This window comes from Psychrobacter sanguinis (genome assembly GCF_020736705.1).
Lineage (GTDB): Bacteria > Pseudomonadota > Gammaproteobacteria > Pseudomonadales > Moraxellaceae > Psychrobacter > Psychrobacter sanguinis.
The window spans coordinates 398082-419327 of record NZ_CP085990.1 but is presented as its reverse complement, the minus strand read 5'-3'; the positions used below and the strand labels follow the sequence as shown (position 1 = coordinate 419327).

Annotated in this window: 15 protein-coding genes and 1 pseudogene; 13 read left to right on the top strand and 3 right to left on the bottom strand. The window is 41.9% G+C overall.

Going from position 1 to position 21246, the window contains the following annotated elements:
• The first annotated feature begins 134 nt into the window (after window positions 1-134).
• Both LK453_RS01825 and LK453_RS01820 read left to right on the top strand, forming a co-directional pair.
• The gene (locus LK453_RS01825) at window positions 135-1007 is read left to right on the top strand and encodes a crotonase/enoyl-CoA hydratase family protein (protein ID WP_201536367.1); all 873 of its coding nucleotides are present in this window, start codon (window positions 135-137) and stop codon (window positions 1005-1007) included.
• A gap of 57 nt (window positions 1008-1064) precedes the next feature.
• Complete coding sequence (locus LK453_RS01820) at window positions 1065-2297, top strand: multidrug effflux MFS transporter (RefSeq protein WP_201536370.1); 1233 nt, start codon at window positions 1065-1067, stop codon at window positions 2295-2297.
• A 171-nt stretch (window positions 2298-2468) separates the two neighbouring features.
• Here the strand turns inward: LK453_RS01820 and LK453_RS01815 are convergent, their stop codons facing one another.
• Window positions 2469-2966, bottom strand: a complete 498-nt coding sequence (locus LK453_RS01815; RefSeq protein ID WP_201526886.1) for a DUF2799 domain-containing protein — start codon at window positions 2964-2966, stop codon at window positions 2469-2471.
• 263 nt (window positions 2967-3229) lie between these two features.
• Between LK453_RS01815 and LK453_RS01810 the strand changes: the two are divergent.
• The 3 genes and pseudogenes from LK453_RS01810 to topA all read left to right on the top strand — a co-directional run.
• Window positions 3230-3871: pseudogene (locus LK453_RS01810) on the top strand (ParA family protein); the annotation flags it as partial.
• A gap of 285 nt (window positions 3872-4156) precedes the next feature.
• Window positions 4157-4732: a hypothetical protein gene (locus LK453_RS01805; RefSeq protein WP_201536376.1), complete on the top strand. Its 576-nt coding sequence runs from the start codon at window positions 4157-4159 to the stop codon at window positions 4730-4732.
• A gap of 189 nt (window positions 4733-4921) precedes the next feature.
• Window positions 4922-7585 carry a type I DNA topoisomerase gene (gene topA, locus LK453_RS01800; protein WP_379652661.1) on the top strand — a complete coding sequence of 888 codons (2664 nt, stop codon included), beginning with the start codon at window positions 4922-4924 and terminating at the stop codon, window positions 7583-7585.
• Between the two features lie 185 nt (window positions 7586-7770).
• Here topA and trhO read toward each other — a convergent pair whose 3' ends face one another.
• Together trhO and LK453_RS01790 are read right to left on the bottom strand one after the other, a co-directional pair.
• Window positions 7771-8790, bottom strand: coding sequence for an oxygen-dependent tRNA uridine(34) hydroxylase TrhO (trhO, locus tag LK453_RS01795; RefSeq protein WP_201536381.1), 1020 nt, complete (start codon window positions 8788-8790; stop codon window positions 7771-7773).
• A 353-nt stretch (window positions 8791-9143) separates the two neighbouring features.
• Window positions 9144-11924 carry a penicillin-binding protein 1A gene (locus LK453_RS01790; RefSeq protein ID WP_201541715.1) on the bottom strand — a complete coding sequence of 927 codons (2781 nt, stop codon included), beginning with the start codon at window positions 11922-11924 and terminating at the stop codon, window positions 9144-9146.
• Between the two features lie 501 nt (window positions 11925-12425).
• On the opposite strand from LK453_RS01790, the gene pilM reads away from it, so the two are divergent.
• The 8 genes from pilM to LK453_RS01750 all read left to right on the top strand — a co-directional run bounded on the left by pilM (window position 12426) and on the right by LK453_RS01750 (window position 21012).
• Entirely contained in the window at window positions 12426-13511 is a 1086-nt protein-coding gene (gene pilM, locus LK453_RS01785; protein WP_201541710.1) for a type IV pilus assembly protein PilM, read from the top strand.
• Window positions 13511-14188, top strand: coding sequence for a PilN domain-containing protein (locus LK453_RS01780; protein WP_201536396.1), 678 nt, complete (start codon window positions 13511-13513; stop codon window positions 14186-14188). The genes pilM and LK453_RS01780 overlap by 1 nt, the downstream gene beginning before the upstream one ends.
• A complete protein-coding gene (locus LK453_RS01775) occupies window positions 14185-14925 on the top strand; it encodes a type IV pilus inner membrane component PilO (protein ID WP_201536398.1) in 741 nt (246 codons plus the stop codon). Before LK453_RS01780 ends, LK453_RS01775 begins: the two co-directional genes overlap by 4 nt.
• Before the next feature lie 12 nt (window positions 14926-14937).
• Entirely contained in the window at window positions 14938-15588 is a 651-nt protein-coding gene (locus LK453_RS01770; protein ID WP_227674381.1) for a pilus assembly protein PilP, read from the top strand.
• Between the two features lie 118 nt (window positions 15589-15706).
• The gene (locus LK453_RS01765; RefSeq protein ID WP_227674380.1) at window positions 15707-17635 is read left to right on the top strand and encodes a type IV pilus secretin PilQ; all 1929 of its coding nucleotides are present in this window, start codon (window positions 15707-15709) and stop codon (window positions 17633-17635) included.
• Window positions 17636-18018: 383 nt separating this feature from the next.
• Window positions 18019-18567, top strand: a complete 549-nt coding sequence (gene aroK, locus LK453_RS01760; RefSeq protein WP_201536424.1) for a shikimate kinase AroK — start codon at window positions 18019-18021, stop codon at window positions 18565-18567.
• A 151-nt stretch (window positions 18568-18718) separates the two neighbouring features.
• A complete protein-coding gene (gene aroB, locus LK453_RS01755) occupies window positions 18719-19795 on the top strand; it encodes a 3-dehydroquinate synthase (RefSeq protein ID WP_201536427.1) in 1077 nt (358 codons plus the stop codon).
• 149 nt (window positions 19796-19944) lie between these two features.
• Entirely contained in the window at window positions 19945-21012 is a 1068-nt protein-coding gene (locus tag LK453_RS01750) for a hypothetical protein (protein WP_201536430.1), read from the top strand.
• Window positions 21013-21246: the final 234 nt, after the last annotated feature.

Below are 21246 nucleotides of genomic sequence, written 5' to 3'. Positions count from 1 at the left end.
TAGCTTTAATGATAAGTAAATTCCAAGTGAAGATCACCAGTACAATTTATGAACACCGTTATAATCAGAGATGCAGTTTAAGCCAATATTACAATTAAAACCAATAGTACAACTTAAGCCAAAAGAGAGCCGTTATGTCATCAGTATTCAATAAAATGTTAAATAAAACCGATTCAAGCAACAGTTATTCAAGTAGCAGCTATTTAAGCCATACCTATCAGACCATTACGTTAACCGAAGCCAATGATATTTTGACAGTGACTTTAAATCGTCCTGAAAAGAAAAATGCGATGAGCTTTGAGATGATGAAGGAGCTTATTCATCTGGCTAAAGGGCTGAAAAAAGACCGTCAGACTCGTGTTGTCATCCTCAATGGGGCAGGTGATACTTTTTGCGCAGGCATTGATTTGGGGGATTTAAATGACCCAAAAAATGCCGCAATGGCTATGTATGAATTGGTAAAACCGACTCAAAGTATTTTCCAAAAGGTATGTTTAATATGGCGTGAAGTACCGATGCCTGTTATCAGTGTTACTCATGGCTATTGTATTGGGGCGGGCATGCAGTTGGCATTAGGGTGCGACTTCCGTATTAGCGCGGCAGAATGCCAGTTCTCTATTATGGAAGCCAAATGGGGATTGGTACCAGATATGGGGTTGACCCAATCCGCTTTGCATTTGCTGCCAGTGGATACTTTAAAAGAGTTGACCATGACAGCCCGTCTAATTTCAGCAGATGAGGCGCAACAATTTCATTTAGTGACGCACGTGGATGACGAGCCATACCAACGAGCACAAGCACTGGCTGAAGAAATAGCCACACGTTCGCCAGATGCTGTATTGGCCAGTAAACGTGTAATTAACCGTATGACCCAGCAAGGTTGTAGCTCTTTATATCAAGAGAAAGTGTGGCAGCTTAAGTTGATGGCAGGCGGCAAAAACCGTAAATTGGCCATCAAAAAAGCCAAGGACAACAGTGTGCAGTTTCTAAAGCGCCAATTTGGTTAACTTCAGTTTGCTTGTCGAGAGACTGGTTTTTAATATTCGTAAGGCCTTATTTATTTTATGTCAAACAAACAAACGACTTCTCATAATAAGCAAGAGATGCCCGTAGCTTGGATTATGATGCTCGGGCTAATTGTCGCCATAGGCCCATTGTCGATAGATATGTATCTGCCCGCGTTACCTACCATGGCTGAAGACTTCGGCGTCAGTACGGCGCGGATTTCAAACTCGGTACCTGCTTATTTTGTGGGATTGGTGTTTGGTCAACTTATTTATGGCCCACTGAGCGACCGTGTGGGTCGGGTTAAACCGCTTTATTTTGGGATGACCCTATATGTCATAGCCTCACTTATCTGTGCTACCACAGACAGTGAATATGTTTTATTTGCTGCCCGTACTTTGCAAGCATTAGGGGCTTGTGTGGGTGCGGTAGTAACTCGAGCGGCGATTCGAGATACTTTACCGCCTAGACAGATGGCCAAAGCTTTCTCTATTATGGTTTTGGTCATGGGATTGGCACCAATCTTAGCGCCTTCAATGGGTGCCGCTTTTCTACATTTCTTTGATTGGCATGCTATTTTCTGGTTTTTAGCCGGATTTGGGGTTTTAAACCTGCTGCTGACCAAGTTCTTTTTTAAAGAGACTCTGACCGATAAAAATCGTAATACTCAGCCGTTGAATACCATCTTTAGCCAATATGTGAGTTTGTTAAAGGACCCAAGTTTTGGTTATCCAGCCATTGGTGCCGGGCTATTGATGGGAGCAATGTTTGTTTATATTAGTGCTGCCCCAGAGTTACTAATGGATGGTTATGGGCTCACAGAGAGTCAATTCAGTATTGTTTTCGGTATTAACGCCGCTGGGTTTATAGGCCTGACTCAAGTAAATCAGTTTTTGACCAATCGCTTTCGTCTGGTTTCATTATTAAGATTTGGGGCGACAATGCAAGCCATTGCTGCGATAGGGTTATTAATTTTGGGTGTCTTGTATGGCGCAGAGGCTTGGTTGCCTTTAGTTTTAATCTGTATTTTCTTTTGTATTGCTGGTCTAGGATTGACCCAACCCAATGCCACAGCGATTGCTTTGGCTTTCCAAAAACACCGTGCAGGCATGGCCAGTGCTTTGCAAGGCTCACTCATGTTTTGTGTGGGTATATTTGGTGGCGTTTTCTTAAATATGTTCCCGGTCAATCCCGTATTAAAATTGGGGGCGACCATGACCATCTTAATGTGCTTAGGGGCTTATTCGGTATACCGTATCGATAGAAATCTAAATTTAGATGAAACAGAGTAGGGCTGGTTTGCCAAGGCATCGACTTTGGTTAATTTACTGAGCCAAAATTCTAGACGTAAAAGATAAAAGGTGGCAACCTATATAAATAAAAAAGACCTTCCGGCTTACTGGCAGAAGGTCTTTTTTGATAGCATTTTCAACATAGCGATGCGAGTTAATTGGCATGAAATCCTACCAAACTCGTGGTCGCCAGAAAGGGTCTTGACGACCATAAGAGTAGGGACCGTAGCCATAAGGTCCATAACCCCAAGGGTAAGGGGTGCTTAAGTACTCCATATCGCGCTGGCGAAGATAGTAATAACGCCCTTGATTGTAAGCCTCTTCTAATTTTTCAATACCCTCTAGAGGACAGACAGGTTGCCAGCCATAACCTTCTCGGCCAAGCTTATAAGCATTAAGCTCAGTACAAAATTCTTTTAACCCCTCCTGACGGCCTTGCTCCCACAACATACGGTTAGGAGCACTGCCTGGTATCGGTGTACAGTTTTCAAGGTGTTTGGCGAAGTAAGCACCAGATCGACCTACCATGCCGTCTGCATAACCAATTTGTTGCCAGTTGCCGGCCTGACATTGTTCAGGGGATAGGGAAGGTGTGGTGGCACATCCTGAGAGCAGACTCAAAGCCAAAGTTAAGCCACTACCTATTAAAGTCATACGTATTAAGGTCATTTTTTGCTCCTAAGAATTGACACCTAGATTGACAGTCGCTTTACAAGTTAAACGGTAGTAGAGCTAGGTTTAATAAATCTAATTAAGAGAGCATCACGTTATCTGCTTATACAATACGCTAGTTCTGCTATTATAGTGACTGATTTACTGCATAAAGTTAATAGGCAAATATTGAATTTAAGTTAAATCACGTATATATAAGTAGTATAGAAAGGATTTATAAATTTTTAAATGACAATAAACGATAATAATGGGCAGTAACTATGAACACAGTATTAGTGGCAAATCAAAAGGGAGGCTGCGGTAAGACATCAGTAGCAATTACGCTTGCCGCCGCTTTGGCAAATCAAGGGCAAACAGTTGCTTTGGCTGACGCTGATCCCCAAAAATCTAGCTTACGCTGGTTAGAGCAGCGCCCAGAGACCGCCGCAAAAATTTATGCTGTTGATTGGCGTGATGAAGAAGATATTGGCGAGCTTCCTAAGAAAGCTGCCAAAAAATTAGGTAAAAAAGACTGGCTAATTATTGATGCCCCCGGCTCGTTAACTGCGGATCGTGCTCAGTCTTTAATTAGTGAGGCTAAAGCAATATTGATTCCGGTTTTACCCTCGATATTTGATGCGGACAGTACCAAACAATTTTTAACGTCCATTCAAGACATGAAGCGTATCCGTAAAGGTAAAGTGGATATTCATTTGTTGGCCAATCGCATTCGTCCACAGACCAGTACTAACCAAACACTACAAAATTTCTTCGTTGAAATAGGTCAGCAACCTCTTGCCTGGTTAAGCGAAAGAAGCTTGTATCCTCAATTGGCGGAGCAAGGTCTTAGTGTTTTCGACTTTAATCAAAAACGTTATCGTGATGTTCAAGCTCAGTGGCAGCCAGTTATGGATGCTTTAATGCCCAAAGTGGCCGGCAAGTACGAAGAGATATTATCGGACAGCCAGATACCTGCAACATTAGAAAAACTGGCCAATACCCATAATTTAAGCGGTAATCCAAATATCAGTCAAGTCAGCAATCAAAGCAGTAAGCAAAGCAACAATCAAGGCAATAAATCATCAAAAAAAGCAGATGATAGCTCAACATGGTATGAATAAAAGCAAAAAACGAATAAACTAGCGCCCTATTTATATCACTGACGGTCTTTGTCATTACTGACAGCGTGTCAAAATTACGGGGAAACTATGGGTACCTGGATAGCCATTGCTATTGTATTGTTTGTATTAGGTTCAATTATGGCACTGAAGCCTAGTGCCATTGATGTGCGTCTCGATAAATTACGTATGACCGCCAGAAGATTAGAGCTTAATCCTAAGCTCATTGAGTGTCCAGAATGGATTCGAGGGCGTGACAATGAGTTTGGTAAAGGGATGATTGGACAATATGCCATTATCGTGAATGATATGAAATTTCCTGAGACACACTATCAAGCAATCGACGGCAAATTAAGACTCGACAACCACCCTCACTCCAACCAAAATAGTGTCAAATCTGCCTCTCTAGAGGGACTAGGGTCAATGCCTAAACAGGCATTAGGGAGTACTTTGGATTCTGAATTGATAGCACTGCCAACCCCGATAATACCCTTAGTAAAAGGGGTCTATACCAAAGCCAATGGTTTGGTGGTATTTTGGCATGACATCGGCTATGTGCAGCCCAAAACAAACCCAAATTTTGACATGGCACAAATAGAGCCTGACTTATTGGCACTGAAGTCAACCATGGAGACTTGGGCTCAAAAGTTAGCCGCAAAAGCCTAAAATAAAGGCCCAAACCATCTAAATTTGTACAATACTTATGCCTCGCTCTTGAAAAACACTGTTGACAGCGCAACTGTTAGCAGTGTAACGTCAATGAAATTTTAAGCATTAAAGGTCTTTTAATAGTAAAGTGCATGCTTAACCCTCATATATAAAAAATATAATTTATAAAAAAGCTTAATTAGGATTGTGATATCAATGGCTAAAACCACCGGTAAAAAAACAACATCGACCTCTTCAGCCAGTGCCAAAGGTAAGTCACTGGTTATTGTGGAGTCCCCTGCAAAAGCAAAAACCATCAATAAGTATTTGGGCGATGACTTTATTGTGCGCTCAAGTATTGGTCATGTCCGTGATTTACCGACCAGTAGCGGTACCAAGAAAAAAGCAACCAATGCTGACGAAGGGCTATCAAAAGAAGAGAAAGCGCAGCAAGCATTGGTACGCAGAATGGGAATTGACCCAGAACATGGCTGGAAGGCGGTGTATGAAGTCTTGCCTAGCAAAACCAAAGTCATTAAAGAGCTAAAGTCTCTGGCCAAAGATGCCGATAAGATTTATCTGGCAACGGATTTGGATAGAGAGGGAGAGGCTATTGCCTGGCACTTACGCGAGGTAATCGGTGGTGATGACAGCAAATATCAGCGTGTGGTGTTTAACGAGATTACCAAAACCGCTATCCAAAACGCTTTTAAAGAACCCGGCAAGTTGGATATTGACCGCGTAAATGCCCAACAGGCACGCCGCTTTTTGGACCGAGTCGTGGGCTTTATGGTCTCACCTTTATTGTGGCAAAAAATTGCCCGTGGTTTGTCAGCAGGCCGAGTACAGTCGGTAGCGACACGTTTGGTAGTAGAGCGTGAACGTGAAATTCGCGCCTTTATTCCTGAAGAGTATTGGCAAATTTATGCCGATACCACCATGAAGGGCAATGACAATGCCAACGTGGCCCAAGATACGCCGATCCGTCTAGAAGCGGTTAAGCAAGATGGTAAGACCTTAAAGCTAGGTAATAAAGAGCAAACTGACGCGGTTTTAGAGGTTCTAAAGCCTGCTAAGTATGTAGTTAAAGAGCGTGAAGAAAAACCAACACAGTCTAAGCCGAGTTCACCATTTATTACCTCGACCTTACAGCAAGCAGCCAGTACTCGCTTGGGTTTCCCAGTGAAGAAAACCATGATGTTGGCTCAGCGTCTGTATGAAGCCGGTCATATTACTTATATGCGTACCGACTCTACCTTCCTATCTGCTGATGCGTTGGCCGGAGTTCGAGGCTTTATCGAAGACAGCTATGGCAAACAATACTTACCTGAAAAGCCTAACTTCTATGGTAGTAAGCAAAACGCACAAGAAGCCCACGAAGCCATTCGTCCGACCAATGCCAACCTGAAATCAACGCAGTTAAAAGGTGTCGAGCGTGATGCCATTCGTTTATACGAGCTAATTTGGCGTCAGTTTGTGGCTTGTCAGATGTTACCTGCCAAATATAAGTCGGTTAACTTGCTGGTTGAAGCAGATAACGTAGAATTAAAAGCCCGTGGTCGCACTATGACCTTTGATGGCTATACCAAAGTTATGCCACCAGCAAAAACAGACGACACGTTATTGCCCGATGTTAAAAAAGGCGATGAGCTGAATTTAATTAAGCTTGACCCGAGTCAGCATTTTACTAAGCCGCCGGCACGTTATACCGAAGCTAGCTTGGTAAAAGAGCTTGAGAAAAAAGGCATTGGCCGTCCATCCACCTACGCGTCTATTATTTCTACTATTCAAGATCGTGGTTATGTGAGATTGGAAAACAAACGCCTCTATGCAGAAAAGATGGGTGACATTGTTACCGATCGTCTGACTGAAAGTTTCCCAGAATTGATGGATTATACCTTTACTGCAGGTCTTGAAGATGAGTTGGACCACGTTGCGCAAGGTGATCAAGATTGGAAAGCAGTACTCGATGACTTCTATGGCGACTTCAAAAACAAGCTTGAACATGCCAAAGAAAAAGACGGTATGCGTCCCAATGATCCGACAGATGTGCCAGATGTGCACTGTGACCTATGTGACAGACCGATGCAGCTACGTAATGGCTCAACTGGGGTATTCTTAGGCTGTACCGGTTATAACTTACCGCCCAAAGAGCGCTGTAAAGGTACCAAAAACTTAATGCCTGTTGAGGCCTTCGCTAACTTAGATGACAGTGAGATTGATGAGACCGCTGAAGTCAAAGAGTTGATGGAGAAGAAACGCTGTCCAAAATGTAGCACTGCAATGGATGGCTATATTGTCGATGGCGGTTTGAAATTACATATTTGCGGGAATAACCCAGATTGTGATGGCTATCTTCTAGAAGAAGGTAAGTTTGAAGTGCCAGGCTCTGATGCACCGACCATCGACTGTAATAAATGTGATGGCCAAATGGAACTGAAGACCGGACGTTTTGGACCATATTTTGCCTGTAACAAATGTGATAATACTCGTAAAGTGCTTAAAAATGGGGAACCTGCGCCACCGCGTATGGATCCTATCGATCTGCCAGAGCTTAAGTCGACCAAGCATGAGGACCATTTTATCTTACGGGAAGGGGCGGCAGGTCTATTCTTAGCGGCCTCTAAATTCCCTAAAGTGCGTGAGACAAGACCACCGAAGTTGGCTGAACTGCGTGCTATTAAAGACCGGATGGATGAGAAGTTTCAATACTTATTCAAAGGTCCTGATGAAGATCCAGAAGGTAACCCTACCATTCTGCGTTGGTCACGTAAGCAAAAAGAGCAGTATATTGGGTCAGAGAATATTAAAACTGGTAAGGCAACGCGCTGGGGTCTTTACTGGCGCAATGGCGAGTGGGTAGAGGCGTAAAAGTTTACCCTAAGACTCTATAGCCAGTAAGTCATTTTTTAACCATTAAAAAGGCCCAACACTTAGGTGTTGGGCCTTTTTGTTAGATTAAGTTCTTTGGTTAAAGATGTCTGATTGAATCTGCTTAATCAAGTGTACAGATAAATATGCAAAAAATAGCGCTCAATTAACCGTAGAGCGGTAGATTAATCTTGCTGTTGTTCTAGTTTAGCCTGTAATTTTTGCTGTTTACGCGCCTCAATAACCTCTTTTACCTCTGCGCCAATGTGGGCTTCACCACGCTCTTTGGCCAGTTGAATTTGACGTTGACGTTCGCGGAACCTTGCACGCTGCTCTTCGGTAGCTTTATCAATACAATGCGGGCAAGACTCACCTTTAACATAAGCGGGATGTTGTTTGTCTGCTTCAGTGATAGGCATACGACAGGCATAACATTGGTCGTAGTCGCTTTTCTCAAGACTGTGATTGACTGCTACTCGGTTATCAAACACAAAGCAGTCGCCCTCCCACATAGATTCCTCAGCCGGCACTTCTTCTAGATACTTTAAGATACCGCCTTCTAAATGATAGACCTCATCAAAACCTTGTTCACGTAAGTAAGCGGTGGACTTCTCGCAACGGATACCACCAGTACAGAACATGGCAACTTTCTTATGTTTGGTAGGATCTAATTCATTTTTAACATAGTCAGGAAACTCACGAAATGTCTCAGTCTTGGGATTGACCGCATTTTTAAAAGTGCCGATCTGAACTTCATAGTCGTTACGGGTATCAATTAACAGTACCTCAGGATCACTAATCAGATCATTCCACTCACTTGGTTTCACATAGCGGCCCACGGATTGCAAAGGATCAATACCTTCGACTCCCATAGTGACGATTTCTTTTTTTAGTTTAACTTTGGTACGAAAGAAAGGCTGGGTATCAGTGAAAGATTCTTTATATTCTACCGTGCCGATAGCAGGTATCTGCTGGATATAGTTGAGTACTGCGTCAATACCGGCACGGTCGCCAGAGATAGTACCGTTAATACCTTCAGAAGCAAGCAGTAGGGTACCGCGTACGCCATTGTCTAGCATGATCTGACGTAACGGTTCACGGTAGTCTTCATAATCGCTAAAACGGGTAAATTTATAAAGGGCAGTGACGACTATGTCTTCTGTCTGAGAGGTCGTCTCTACGGTTGAAAGGTGCTGATTTTTCATGTTTTTCTCCTGCTGGCTAGGTCGCAAACCTAGTGCTGATTGAGTCAGTACTATAGGAATATACCAAAATGGATAGTCTATAAGCACTGAAAAGATAGATATAAACAAAGCTCTATTGAATGGCTTCTGCTTAGTGGTACTGCTTGAGTAATTCAATAAGTTAACACTAAGTCGTTGCTATGCTTTAAGTCCTTATTTATATCAAAAATAAAAGCGCTATTCTAAAAATAGCGCTTTTGGATATTATATCATGATAATTGAGGCCACTATAGCTGAGCTGGCTCATTGATTGGCTTGCTTCAAAGCTAAATTTACTCTGAGTAATTTGCCAAGAAAATGTAGGTTATTACCCTTTATTCTGCCTGCGCCGCTTCAATCTTTTTATCGACCGGTTTGGTTTCTGCTTTTTCAGTAGGTTTGACCGGTTCTGGTTTTCTCACAGGTTTTGGCTCATTTGCTAAAACCGCAGGAGGCTCAACCGGCTCAGGTGGTTTTCTTTCCGTCAAAGCAGCCCTAGGTAAGGTAACACCTGCATTACCAGTCACCTTATGGTTGGTGATTTTAGTAGTGTTATCGCCTTCAGCTTTACCATCCTTATTATCGGTCAAGTTCACGACCTTTTGTTTGGTAATTTCCGACTTAGCGACATTATTGAGCATCACCCATTGATAAGGGGTAGATTTCAAGGCAGTGCGCATATATTCAACCCAGATAGGTAATGCCGCAACTCCCCCGTATTCTCCTCTACCTAAGGTAGAAGGTTGGTCGAAACCTAACCAGACCACAGACACCTGAGTAGGATGGAAGCCGGCGAACCATGCATCCTTCATCTCGTTGGTAGTCCCTGTTTTACCCCCAACGTCACTACGGCCTAGAGCTTTAGCGCGAGTAGCTGTACCACTTTGGATAACAGATCGCAGCATATCTGCCATTTCATACGCAACCGCAGGCTTTAAGATACGAGGGGCTTGGTCAGCCACCTTATAAGTTAAAGGCACAGGCTTTAATCGGTCAGACTCTGGACCAGCATCATAGCGCAATGACTCGATTGTGGCTTGTAGCGACTGTTTGGCATCAGGCTTAACGTCTTTTGCGTCTTTGTCTTCTGCTGTATCAGACTCTGAGTCTGAAGTTGGCTCAGAATTAGCCTCTGGTACTTCATCGGTCGCTTCTACGTCCAATAAGTTTGGATCTTCTTTTAAAGCTTTTAACGCTTTTTCGCGTTGTTCGACTTCTGTATCCGTTTGTTCTTCAAAATCTTTTATTTGCTGCTCATTCAACTTCTGCAAATCATTGTTATAACATAGAGCGCAGGCACGTTGTGGATTGGCCAAATACAATAGATTGTTTTGATAATCGTAAACTTGATCAATAAAGTAAGGCTGTATGCGATGGCCGCCATTGGCAAAAGCAGCGTAAGCGGTGGCCATTTGTAAAGGCGTGGCTTGACCTGCACCCAATGCCAAAGATAGGGTAGTCGGTAACTTTTCTTTGTCTAAGCCAAACTGATCCAATAGTTGACGGGCTTCAGCCGTACCTACCGCCTGCAGCAGACGAATAGAAACTAAGTTACGCGATAAAATGAGACCACGTCTGATGGTCATGTCACCATAGAAACGGTTGTCAGAGTTTTTAGGCTGCCAGTCACCAATACGTAAAGGACCGTCTGAAATCATACTATCAGGACGATAGCCTTTTTCTAAAGCAGCAGCATAGTTTAATGGCTTAATAGTTGAGCCTGGCTGACGCCAACCTTGAGTGGCACGGTTGAACTTACTATAACGATAATCAAAGCCACCGACTAAGGCCTCGATTGCCCCTGTTTCAGGATCTAAGGCGACGAGACTGCCTTGTACTTTTGGTAGCTGTGTTAAGCGCCAAGAAGTATTATTTTCATTAGCAATCAAGCGTACGATATCATCTTTTTTAACGATATCTGAAGCACTGTTGGGATACCTTCTAATGCGGTTGGCATCAAGATATTCTTTGGCCCAGCTCATGCCAGACCAAGGTATGGTAACCACGTCTCCGTTTTGCAGTTCCGCCTTAAAGCTACGGCCACTTACTTCAGTCACTTTGGCAGGTACCATATTAGAGTAGGTACTGAACTCAGATAAAGGTTTGCCATGAGCTTCTGCACCGCGCCAACCGTGACGACGGTCATAGCCAATCAATCCCTTTTTAATAGCCGTATCAGCGGCTCTTTGGTCCACGCTGTCGACGGTAAGCTTAACGCGCCAACCCGCATTAACCACCTCTTCCCCATAACGATCTACCAAAGTACGACGCGTCATTTCTGCCAAATACGGCATATTCACATCTAGCTTTGCTTTATAAAGATGAACACCGATAGGTTCTTTTACCGCACTGTCATGTTCAGCTTGCGTAATATGACCCAGCTCTAGCATACGGCCTAGAATCCAGTTACGACGCTCAAGCGCTACTTCAGGATTAGAAACGGGGTTATTTTGAGAAGGGGCTTTGGGCAGACCTGCTAGCGTTGCCATTTCTGCAAGGGTCAGGTTTTCAAGCGACTTACTAAAATATTTTTTGGCAGCGGCACGGATACCGTAAGCGCCTTCACCCATATAAATTTTGTTGACGTATAAAGTTAAGATTTCTTCTTTGCTTAACTTATCTTCCATGCTGCGCGCTAAATATAATTCCGTTAGCTTACGGCTAAAGGTACGTTCAGGGCTTAAAAAATAGTTTTTAGCCACCTGCATAGTGATGGTTGAACCGCCCGTTTGACCCTCATCGTCAGTAATAATCTCAGTAACAGCACGGCCAAGACCTTTGATACTAATCCCACTGTGTTCATAAAAAGAAGAGTCTTCAGCCGCTAAAAAGGCGTTAATAAATTTCTTCGGCACTTCTTCGTAGGTAACCGGTAACGACATGCGATTACCGTACTGGCCAATTAACTTATTGTCTTTACTGTAAATCTGCAAAGGCATTTCTAGATTTGAGGTCTTAATATCTGAAATTTCAGGTAAGTCTGGCGAGATATACATGGCCATCCCATAAAATCCAATAGGGAATGCCAACACCAATATGAGAGCCAATGCAATAATGGCCAATAATATGGACACAATATAGTGGATAAGACGAGAATTAGCAGACGATTGAGGCATAGTGACTCTATTATTTAGAAACTGAAATATTTGGCATAGAAAAGATCACAATACTTAGCTAGATAGCCAATCAGAACATTAATCTATAGCAGAAGCTATGACAGATTAACTTAAAGATAGACAGTAATTGTGACGCCTTACTATGTATACAACGCGCATATAAGGACAATTATAAAGCAAATTATAAAGTAAATGAGCGATATCTTATAGACCTAACATTAAAACACAATAATGCTAGGAGTTTTATATCAAAAAACTGCCAAGTTTATTCTAAAAATAAGTTTTGAATATAACAATAAATATCGAATATGTAATTTAGTTAAAATTATCAGACATCATACTTATAGTGATTATTATCTTAACAGTTATATTAAATTTAATTTAAAATTAAGTTGACAAAGTCAGTTCAAATAAATAGAGTAAGTTCAAATAAATAGGCTAGTTAAACCCATCACTCGGCCGACGATACTACTTTTACCCGTCATTATAAGGATGTGTTTATTGAGGCTATATTTTGCAAAACCTAAGACACTTATTGGTATCGCGATTAGCACTACCACATTAAGCTTGGTGGAATTAAATCATAAAAATAAACAATATCATTTGTTGAGTTATGGGCTTACCGTACTGAGTGAAGGAGAGGTAATAGACAATCAAATTATTGATAGTGAGCAAATGGGCCAACATATTGCTACGCTAATAGCACAGCTTAAATGTACGACCAAAAAGGCAGCCATAGCACTAGGTGCTAACTTAGTCATAACGCGTGAGATTGAATTGCCTATCGACTTTAGCGAGCAAGATATTGACGCACAAATTCGAGTCGACGCTGACCAGTATATTCCTTATCCGTTATCAGAGGTGAATCTTGACTTTGCAATATTAGGTCGCTCTTTAGTGCAAGCCAACTACAACAAGGTTTTATTAGTTATATCGCGCTCAGAGCATATTGAACAGCACAGCGATGCTTTGGTGTTTGCAGGACTAAAGCCTAGTGTCATAGATACTGAGCCTGAAGCCAGACAACGCGCCTTTCAATTTTTATCTAGCCATAATACTGACTTTTTGGGTACTACGGTATGGGTGGATATAGGCCAAACCCGTCTCACCATTTATATTGCGGTTAAGGGCGAGTTTGTTTATCACTTAGAGCAGCTGTTCGGCGACAGTCACTTGGTTCGTGCCATTGCCACACACTATAACTTATCAGCTGCTGACGCTGAGCAAGCTAAATTAGACCCGCAGCTATTGGGCTCTCAGTGTCTTATGGACTATGACCTCGTTATCTTTCAGCCCTTTATACAAAGCCTTGTTGATTCTATCAAAGTTGCTTTTGAGCAATATATTGCTATATCACCAGATAAAGAAGTAGAACAAATCATATTAAGCGGAGATGCCGCTGGCCTACCACAACTTGATAAAAGTTTACAGCATCAAATGGGACTACCAGTAACCTTGGCCAATCCTTTTTTATCCATGTCCTTGTCTCATAGTATAGATGCAGAGCAATTATTTAAAGATGCCCCACAGCTCATGACAGCTTGTGGCTTAGCCATGCGAAGTCGCACTATGACCCAGATTTACTAATGGCAGCCATTAATCTGTTACCGTGGCGTGAGCGTCATCGTCAACATAAAAACAGGCAGTTCACAATCGCCCTTACTCTCAGTTTTGTGTTGAGTATAGTGGGTGCGGCTGCCGTGTGGGGTTACCTATATCAATCCAAAATTAATCTAATTTCAGCCAATCAATATCTAATCGAAAATAATACGCTCTTAGAAGCGGCATTACAGCACGATCAGTTAATGAAGCAACGCCGTGAAAAGACCTTAGCTCAATCTAAGCACGTAGAGAAATTGGCTAACTACCAAATGGAATTAGTACAGTTGTGGTCAGATTTGGCGACAGTGATACCAACCTCTCTTTATTTGACAGACTTTAGGAGAGAACAAGCATCAATTATGTTGAGAGGTAGCACCATCGAGTCAAGTCAGGTCTCAAAACTCGACTCTTATTTGCAACAAAATAAATCTCTACAGCAAGCCCAAATTAAATTTATAAAAACCGTGGAATCAGGGGCGCACTCTGTGTCCAATCAGAAGGGGAATGATCAAGATGCCATTAACCATACTGGTGCTGCCAATCCTAATCGCTATCTACAGTTTGAAATTGTGGCCACCATGTCTGAATCTGAAGCTAAGGATACTTACTCAGCACAGACAGCTATCACAGAGCTAGATTTAAAAAATGAGGTGGGGCAATGAGCGCAAGATTTGAGAATCTACTGCCTCTCTTAAATAAGCAAAGTGCAGCAAAGCGGTTTGAACTAAAACAGTTTTATTATCAGCTACGAAGCTTAGATAGTGAAAACTATGGGAGTTGGCCCAGAGCGGTTAAGCTGTTCATGCTAATGGCAGTCATATTGATAACCTGCGTAATAAGCTATGCACTGCCTATTAATAGTCAATTAAAGCAGATTAAGGCCCAACAAAATCAGCAACAGATCCTACTCCAAACTTATCGTAGCAATAAAGCGCAAGTACGGCGGCAACGAAGTAATCTTACTCAACAGAAGATTGACCAGCAACGGTTATCGCAGTTGGCACAACTGCTGCCCACGAAGGAGCCCATCGCTTTGCCACAGCAGTTTAATGAGTTGGCCCTTAGCAGTGGGGTTGTGCTGCAAGATTTGATGGTTGATGCCGAGGTAAAACAAACCTTTTATATTGAGCAGCCGCTGCATCTGGTGGCACTCGGCAACTATCATCAACTCGGGCAGTTTTTGGGAAGTTTGTCTGCCTTACCACGTTTGGTTACTGTGCATGATTTTAATCTTAAACCTGTACTACAGGTTGCCATAGCAGAAACAAGCACACCACGCTTAGTGCTCACGTTGCATATCAAAGCCTATCGTGCCAAACCTGACGACCCAATGGATACACAAGCTAAAACACAAATTGAGACTGCATCTTCTAGCACCAATACTGAACTTAAGGAGTAATCCCATTTGGTTATGGCTATAGTGCTGAACTCAAATACCACAATAAACCGTCTAAAATTGGTTTTATTAATCACGGTCTATTTGATATCGCTCAATGGCTGTAAGGACTATCTAACGCTGGTAAAACAAGAAGTGGATGAATACCCAACACACTTATTGACCACGACAAAGAGTACAGAAACGCTTCCTAATAGTCTTAGAACAAAAGCTAAGGTTGAGACCGAAGTTGAAATACTCAGTAATCCCTATCAAACCACTACCCAGCGTAGTCCTTTTGATTTGCCTGATTTTATAAAGCCAAAACCCAGTGGCGCAAATAAAGTTAGTCTCGATTCTAAAATGACTGACGGTAACGATGCTACTAACGATGCTACTAACACGCCTTTTGAAAATAGGTCGGCACCCAATAGAGGGCAACGACATCCGCTTACTTATTTTAAATATCGAGGCATGATGTCCAGAATGGGTGGTTTAGATTATGGTCTGGTTCAGCGTCCCGACGGGATAATAATAAGTGTCAAAGTAGGACAAAGTATAGGAATTAAGCAGATTCAAGTAGTAGAAATCACTCCCACTCAACTTAATCTGGTTGAAAAAATTGAATCGCCTCAATTTGGGAAAACAGAAAATAGATGGGCACTGATAGCACCAGTACAACCCTGATATAGGTTGATTTCGATTTAAATAGTCTGATTAACTAAGCCGCTATATAAAAACTTTAACAGGCTTAAAAAACTTAAACATTTTAAACACCCTCTAACCGCTATACAGGAAATGCCCGATGACATTTTATCCCTCGGCTTTAAAGCTGACTTGGTCGGGATTGCTGCCTGCGTTAACCTTGTCTCTAAAGATAAGTCTGTATTCGATTTTAATCTTAGAATTGCTTTTGGGTTTTAATAGGTTCGGGTATGCCAGCAGTTCTCACTTTGAAAATAGACCTTCTCTTAAACAAAAGGCGATCAGCTATCAACCCCTCTCTGACGGTATTGAAAAGATTGATATTGTTTTGGCGGATGTTACGACCAAAGTGGATATCGAGCGACAAGGCAATAAGATAATACTGCGTCTGGGCAATACTAAAGTGGAACCGGGTCTAATATATAAGCAACATTCAAAACAACGTTTGCTACGCTCTATCTATACCGATAATAAAGGCAAACAGGGTCGAATTAGGATTGATATAAAGCAAGATTTTGAGTATCAAAGCTATCAGCTAGGCAATAAGCTAACGTTGACCATACAGCCGGTACAACGTCTCATAAAGCCTGAACCTGCCGTAGACAAGTACAGCGGCAAGCCTATCTCAGTCGACTTCCAAAATGTAGAAGTGCGCAGCGTACTTCATTTGTTGTCACAATTTATGCAAACCAATATTGTGGCCAGTGATGAGGTGACTGGGACCATTATGCTCAACTTAATTAATGTGCCTTCTGATCAAGCGCTGGATATTATCTTAAGCAGTAAGCACCTAGGCAAGCGGGTGAATGGCAATGTTATCTTGGTAGCGCCTCTTGCAGAGTTGGCCAAACAACAGGAGAACTATCTTAACGCTCAACAACAAAAAATCGCCAGGCTGCCGTTACGCAGCGAATATATTCGTTTGAATTATGCCAAAGCCAGTGAGGTACACGCTTTAATTCTGAAAGCCAGTAGTCAACATATTGATAACCGTATTAATAGTAGACATTATATTGACAATAATGGCCTTGAAAGCAGCCACGTGAATTCAAATCCAACTGAAAGTGATGAGACAAGTCAGTTATCTTCCACGAATAACAGTACCTTATTATCGAGTCGCGGCGTTATTGCGGTCGATACGCGCACCAACACATTAATTGTCAAAGACACTGCGGACAGTATTAATAATATTAGAATGCTTATTAGTCAAATAGATATCCCGGTTCAGCAAGTAATGATTGAGGCGAGAATTGTTAGTGCCACAGACAACTTTAGTAAAGAGTTGGGCGTTAAATGGGGGGTACTATCGAATGGAGTGGCAAACAATGATACTTTGTTGGTCGGCGGGAGCGATCAGACGTTAGCAGATTTAAAACAGTTTAGCATGCGCAATACTACCTTTAAGGGAAAGCCACTCAGCTATCCCGATTATGCAGTGAGCCGTCCGGATAATCTAAACATAGACTTAGGAATTGCCAACCCTGCTGGCAGTATCGCCTTTGGTATATTGAGCATGTCAGACTTGATGATTGATTTGGAGTTATCAGCGATGCAAGCAGAAGGTCGTGGTGAGGTAATTTCAACACCCAAAATTCTCACTTTAGACAAACAAACTGCCAAAGTGTCTTCCGGTACTAAAATTCCTTATCAAAGTGAATCAGAGGGTGGCGGAACGACCACTCAATTTGAAGAAGCACTGTTAAGCTTGGAGGTGACCCCTAATATCACCCCTGAAGGCGAGATATCATTACAGCTTAATATTGAAAATGGGCGGCCCAACCCTGTAAGTTCAGGCGTAATACTGATTGACACCGATAGATTAAGCACTCATGTTACCGTAGCAGATGGTCAAACCATTGTTTTGGGCGGGATTTACCGTAATCAGATATTTAATAATGTGGAAAAAGTGCCTTTTTTTGGTGACTTACCCCTTTTGGGCCGTTTATTTAAGAAAGACTTACGCCGCAATGATAAGCAAGAGCTGCTGATTTTTGTTACCCCTACCTTAATACAGAAACCTCAAACTTAATACAGCAACAGCAACAGCAACCCTAACTTACCTCTCGTAAATATTGTTTTTATCTTTTTAAGATAAAGTGACTTGTGATCTGACTCTTGTGAGCAAAATAAACCCTCAGTATATTTAATTATGCTGTGGATTTTGTTTTTATTGTGCTCATTTGTCTCTTAGGTTGTGGCTAAGCCAGAATTGAGTTGCTATTATTAGACCGATATTGAACTTATTATGACTAGATTATTGATAACTACGGTCTTTTGAAAGTAAGTTTAATCAGTCAGTTAATCTTTTATATTCAATCTTTTGTAGTTTTTTAGTTTGATGGGATTGTTCAGCGAAACAGGACTAACGACGAAAATGCCTGTATAATCTGTGAATTTATGTGAGAGATAATAATGCAATCGACATTGCCGTCATTATTTATTGTAGGCCCTATGGGAGCAGGGAAGACCACTATTGGAAGGCTACTAGCAAAGCATTTAGGGCGCACTTTTATAGACAGCGATCATTACATTTGTGAACAAACGGGTGCTGATATTCCGTGGATTTTTGAAAAAGAAGGTGAGGCGGGCTTTAGAGAGCGTGAGGCAAAAGCGATTGCTGAGTTAACGGAATTACCTGACATTGTATTGGCCACGGGCGGAGGCGTAGTAACCCAACCTCAGAATCGTCAAAACCTAAAAAATCACGGTATTACCATTTATCTCAGAGCCAATGTCGATGTGCAATTAAAAAGAACGTCTAAAGATAAGTCACGGCCTTTATTAAACAACCCCAATCCTCGTGCTGTGCTGCAATCCTTATTTGAGGTTCGTGATCCGTTATATCTGGAAGTTGCAGATATTGTGGTAGAGACCGGCGACGGCTATCCGCGCTATATGCTAAAGAAAATAATAGAAGCTCTAAAAGAAAAATATCCTGGACATTTAGCGGATAGCAAATAGCATACGATGCTATTAAATGTGCAGGCACTTAAATAAGTGGGCAATAGAATAATAAAAGCCCGAGGTTAACACCGGCTGTTAGATATATTATCCGTTCATGGAAGTACTGATTAAAAATTGTAAATAGCCCAACAGCAGATATGAGAGACCTATGAAAGCTAATTTAACTGTGCATACCCAAAGTCATGATTACCCTATTGTAATCACCAGTCAGTGTGATATGGCTACCGAAATAGCGCCCTATATTAAGGGTAAGCAAGTAATGGTGGTTACTAATACTACTGTAGAGAAGCTATATTTGCAGCCGCTGGTTGAAGGGCTTAAAGCAGATTTCGAGGTGTTTAGTGTGGTATTGCCAGATGGCGAGCAGTACAAGACACAACAGTATATCGACAAAATTTACGATGCTTTAATGGGTCATCACTGTGCTCGAGATGTGACCCTAGTCGCCTTAGGCGGTGGAGTAATTGGTGATATGACCGGATTTGCTGCAGCTTCCTTTATGCGTGGGGTTAATTTTATTCAAATTCCGACCACGTTACTGTCTCAAGTAGATTCTAGCGTGGGCGGGAAAACCGGCATTAACCATCCCAAAGGTAAGAACATGATAGGGGCTTTCTGGCAGCCCCAAATGGTGCTAGCAGACATGCATACCCTAACCACATTGCCGAGTCGTGAGCTTTCCGCGGGTATGGCTGAGGTTGTAAAATATGCATTGATTATGGATGCAGGTTTCCTAACGTGGTTAGAGGACAATATGTCTGCCTTGATGACATTAGATAAGTCAGCGTTGGCAGAAGCGGTCGCCAGATGCTGTCAATATAAAGCAGATATTGTGGCTCAAGATGAACGTGAGTCAGGTAAAAGAGCTTTATTGAACTTTGGACATACCTTTGGTCATGTGATTGAAACTCATGAGGGGTATGGACAATGGTTACATGGCGAAGCAGTGGCAGCGGGCATGGTACAGGCAGCTCAGCTATCTGAAAAGATGGGCTGGATTAGTGAGCAAGAGGTACAGCGTATCTGTCATGTTCTACAATCTGCCCAGTTGCCTATTCGCCCGCCTAGCATTGATACCGAGACCGCTTTGGGCTTAATGCAACATGATAAAAAAGTTAAGTTAGGACAAGTTCGATTGATTTTGTTAAAATCGTTGGGTGAAGCCGTGGTGACCGCTGACTTTGATCACACATTGCTTGAGGCTGTCCTTAGTGACACAGTATAATAAGCGGTGTAGCAGCGCTTAAGTTAGCACAAAGTTAGATGAATTATCTTAACTGCTTTAGCTTTCTTTTAATTACTGTCACAGGCAGTAATAATACTCTTTTAGTCACCTTCTTTTTTTAATAACTATCTATTTACTGGATTTGCTCTATGGCAATCACTCAAAGCTCTCCTTCTAATAATCCTGAGAAGTCACAGAAGAATAAAAAACGCATTGTTGCCAGCGTGTGGCTTATCATGGCTTTATTAACGAGCGCTGCAGCTCTGGCTTTGTGGATGTTCAGCTCGGCTCCAATCTTCGAAGATGAGAAAGAAGCAGAGAAAGAGGCGCCACCAGAAGTGCTGGCTTCTAATATTGATCAGGTAAAGCACATTGAACAATTAAATGAGTTAAGTGCAGATGTTAAGCCTATCTCTTTTGATGAACTGGTTAGAGAGTTACGTGATTATCCTAGTGAGTTTAAAGACTCTAGATATTTGAAGAAAAATAAGGGTAAATGGACGGTTCAGGTAATGGACGTGTCTGAGCATGAGATTATTACTGACTATTTAGATTCACGCGATGATAGACAAAAGTTTGCCTATTTTCGTTATCGTGATTCTAATAACCAACCCCGTTATTTGTTAACTTACGATGTCATGGGCAATAAGCAGCAGGCAACCAATGCTGCTGATAGTGTAGATTTTGGTTTACCCGCCAATGTTCAAGTCCTTCCTGAAGAGATTTCAGATTATTTAGACATTATCGAAAACTACGAGCTATCTGGACCGGTAAAAGATTTGTCTAGAAACAGAACCAGACAAGTGAAGCTTCAGCCTACTAGACGTGAGTTGGCTGCTCGTACTCGTGCCACTGAGTCAAAATCTAATCAGAACAATGCCCCGACTAAGAGCAACGAAAACAGCTATACTAGCAATAATAATTCGTCCTCCTCTGCCTCGAGCCAGCCAGCGGTTACTAGTAATGAGATTAGAAACTCTAACGATACCAGTGAGACTTTATCGGTTAAAGAAGAGCGTAAAGTGGTGACTAATGAGACGTCTACCGAAAAAGAAACTACCGCGCCGAAGACTCCTACCAAACCTAAAGTCGAGCCTACTAAGCCTCAAGAAAAGCAAGAGAAAAAGTCAGCTGAAAGTAATAAAAATAGTCAAAAATCCTCGAACAATGGTGAAAATGACAGTATTAAACAACTTATCGATCAAAAATCTGAATAGTAAACTTAACGTGTTTTAAGATTATTTACGCTAAAGGTGCTCAATTAAGAGCACCTTTTTTTATGTCTGAAAATAGACTTATAAAAAATGAAAATGAGTTTTGTGTTAGGGTTTGTTCACCTTTGTTATCAAGGCACGATAGCATATCTAGTGTGTATGGCAGACTCTAAAATTACATATTCTAAAGGGCAAGGACAGATTTTCTAAACACTACAAATCGATAAAGCTATTAGT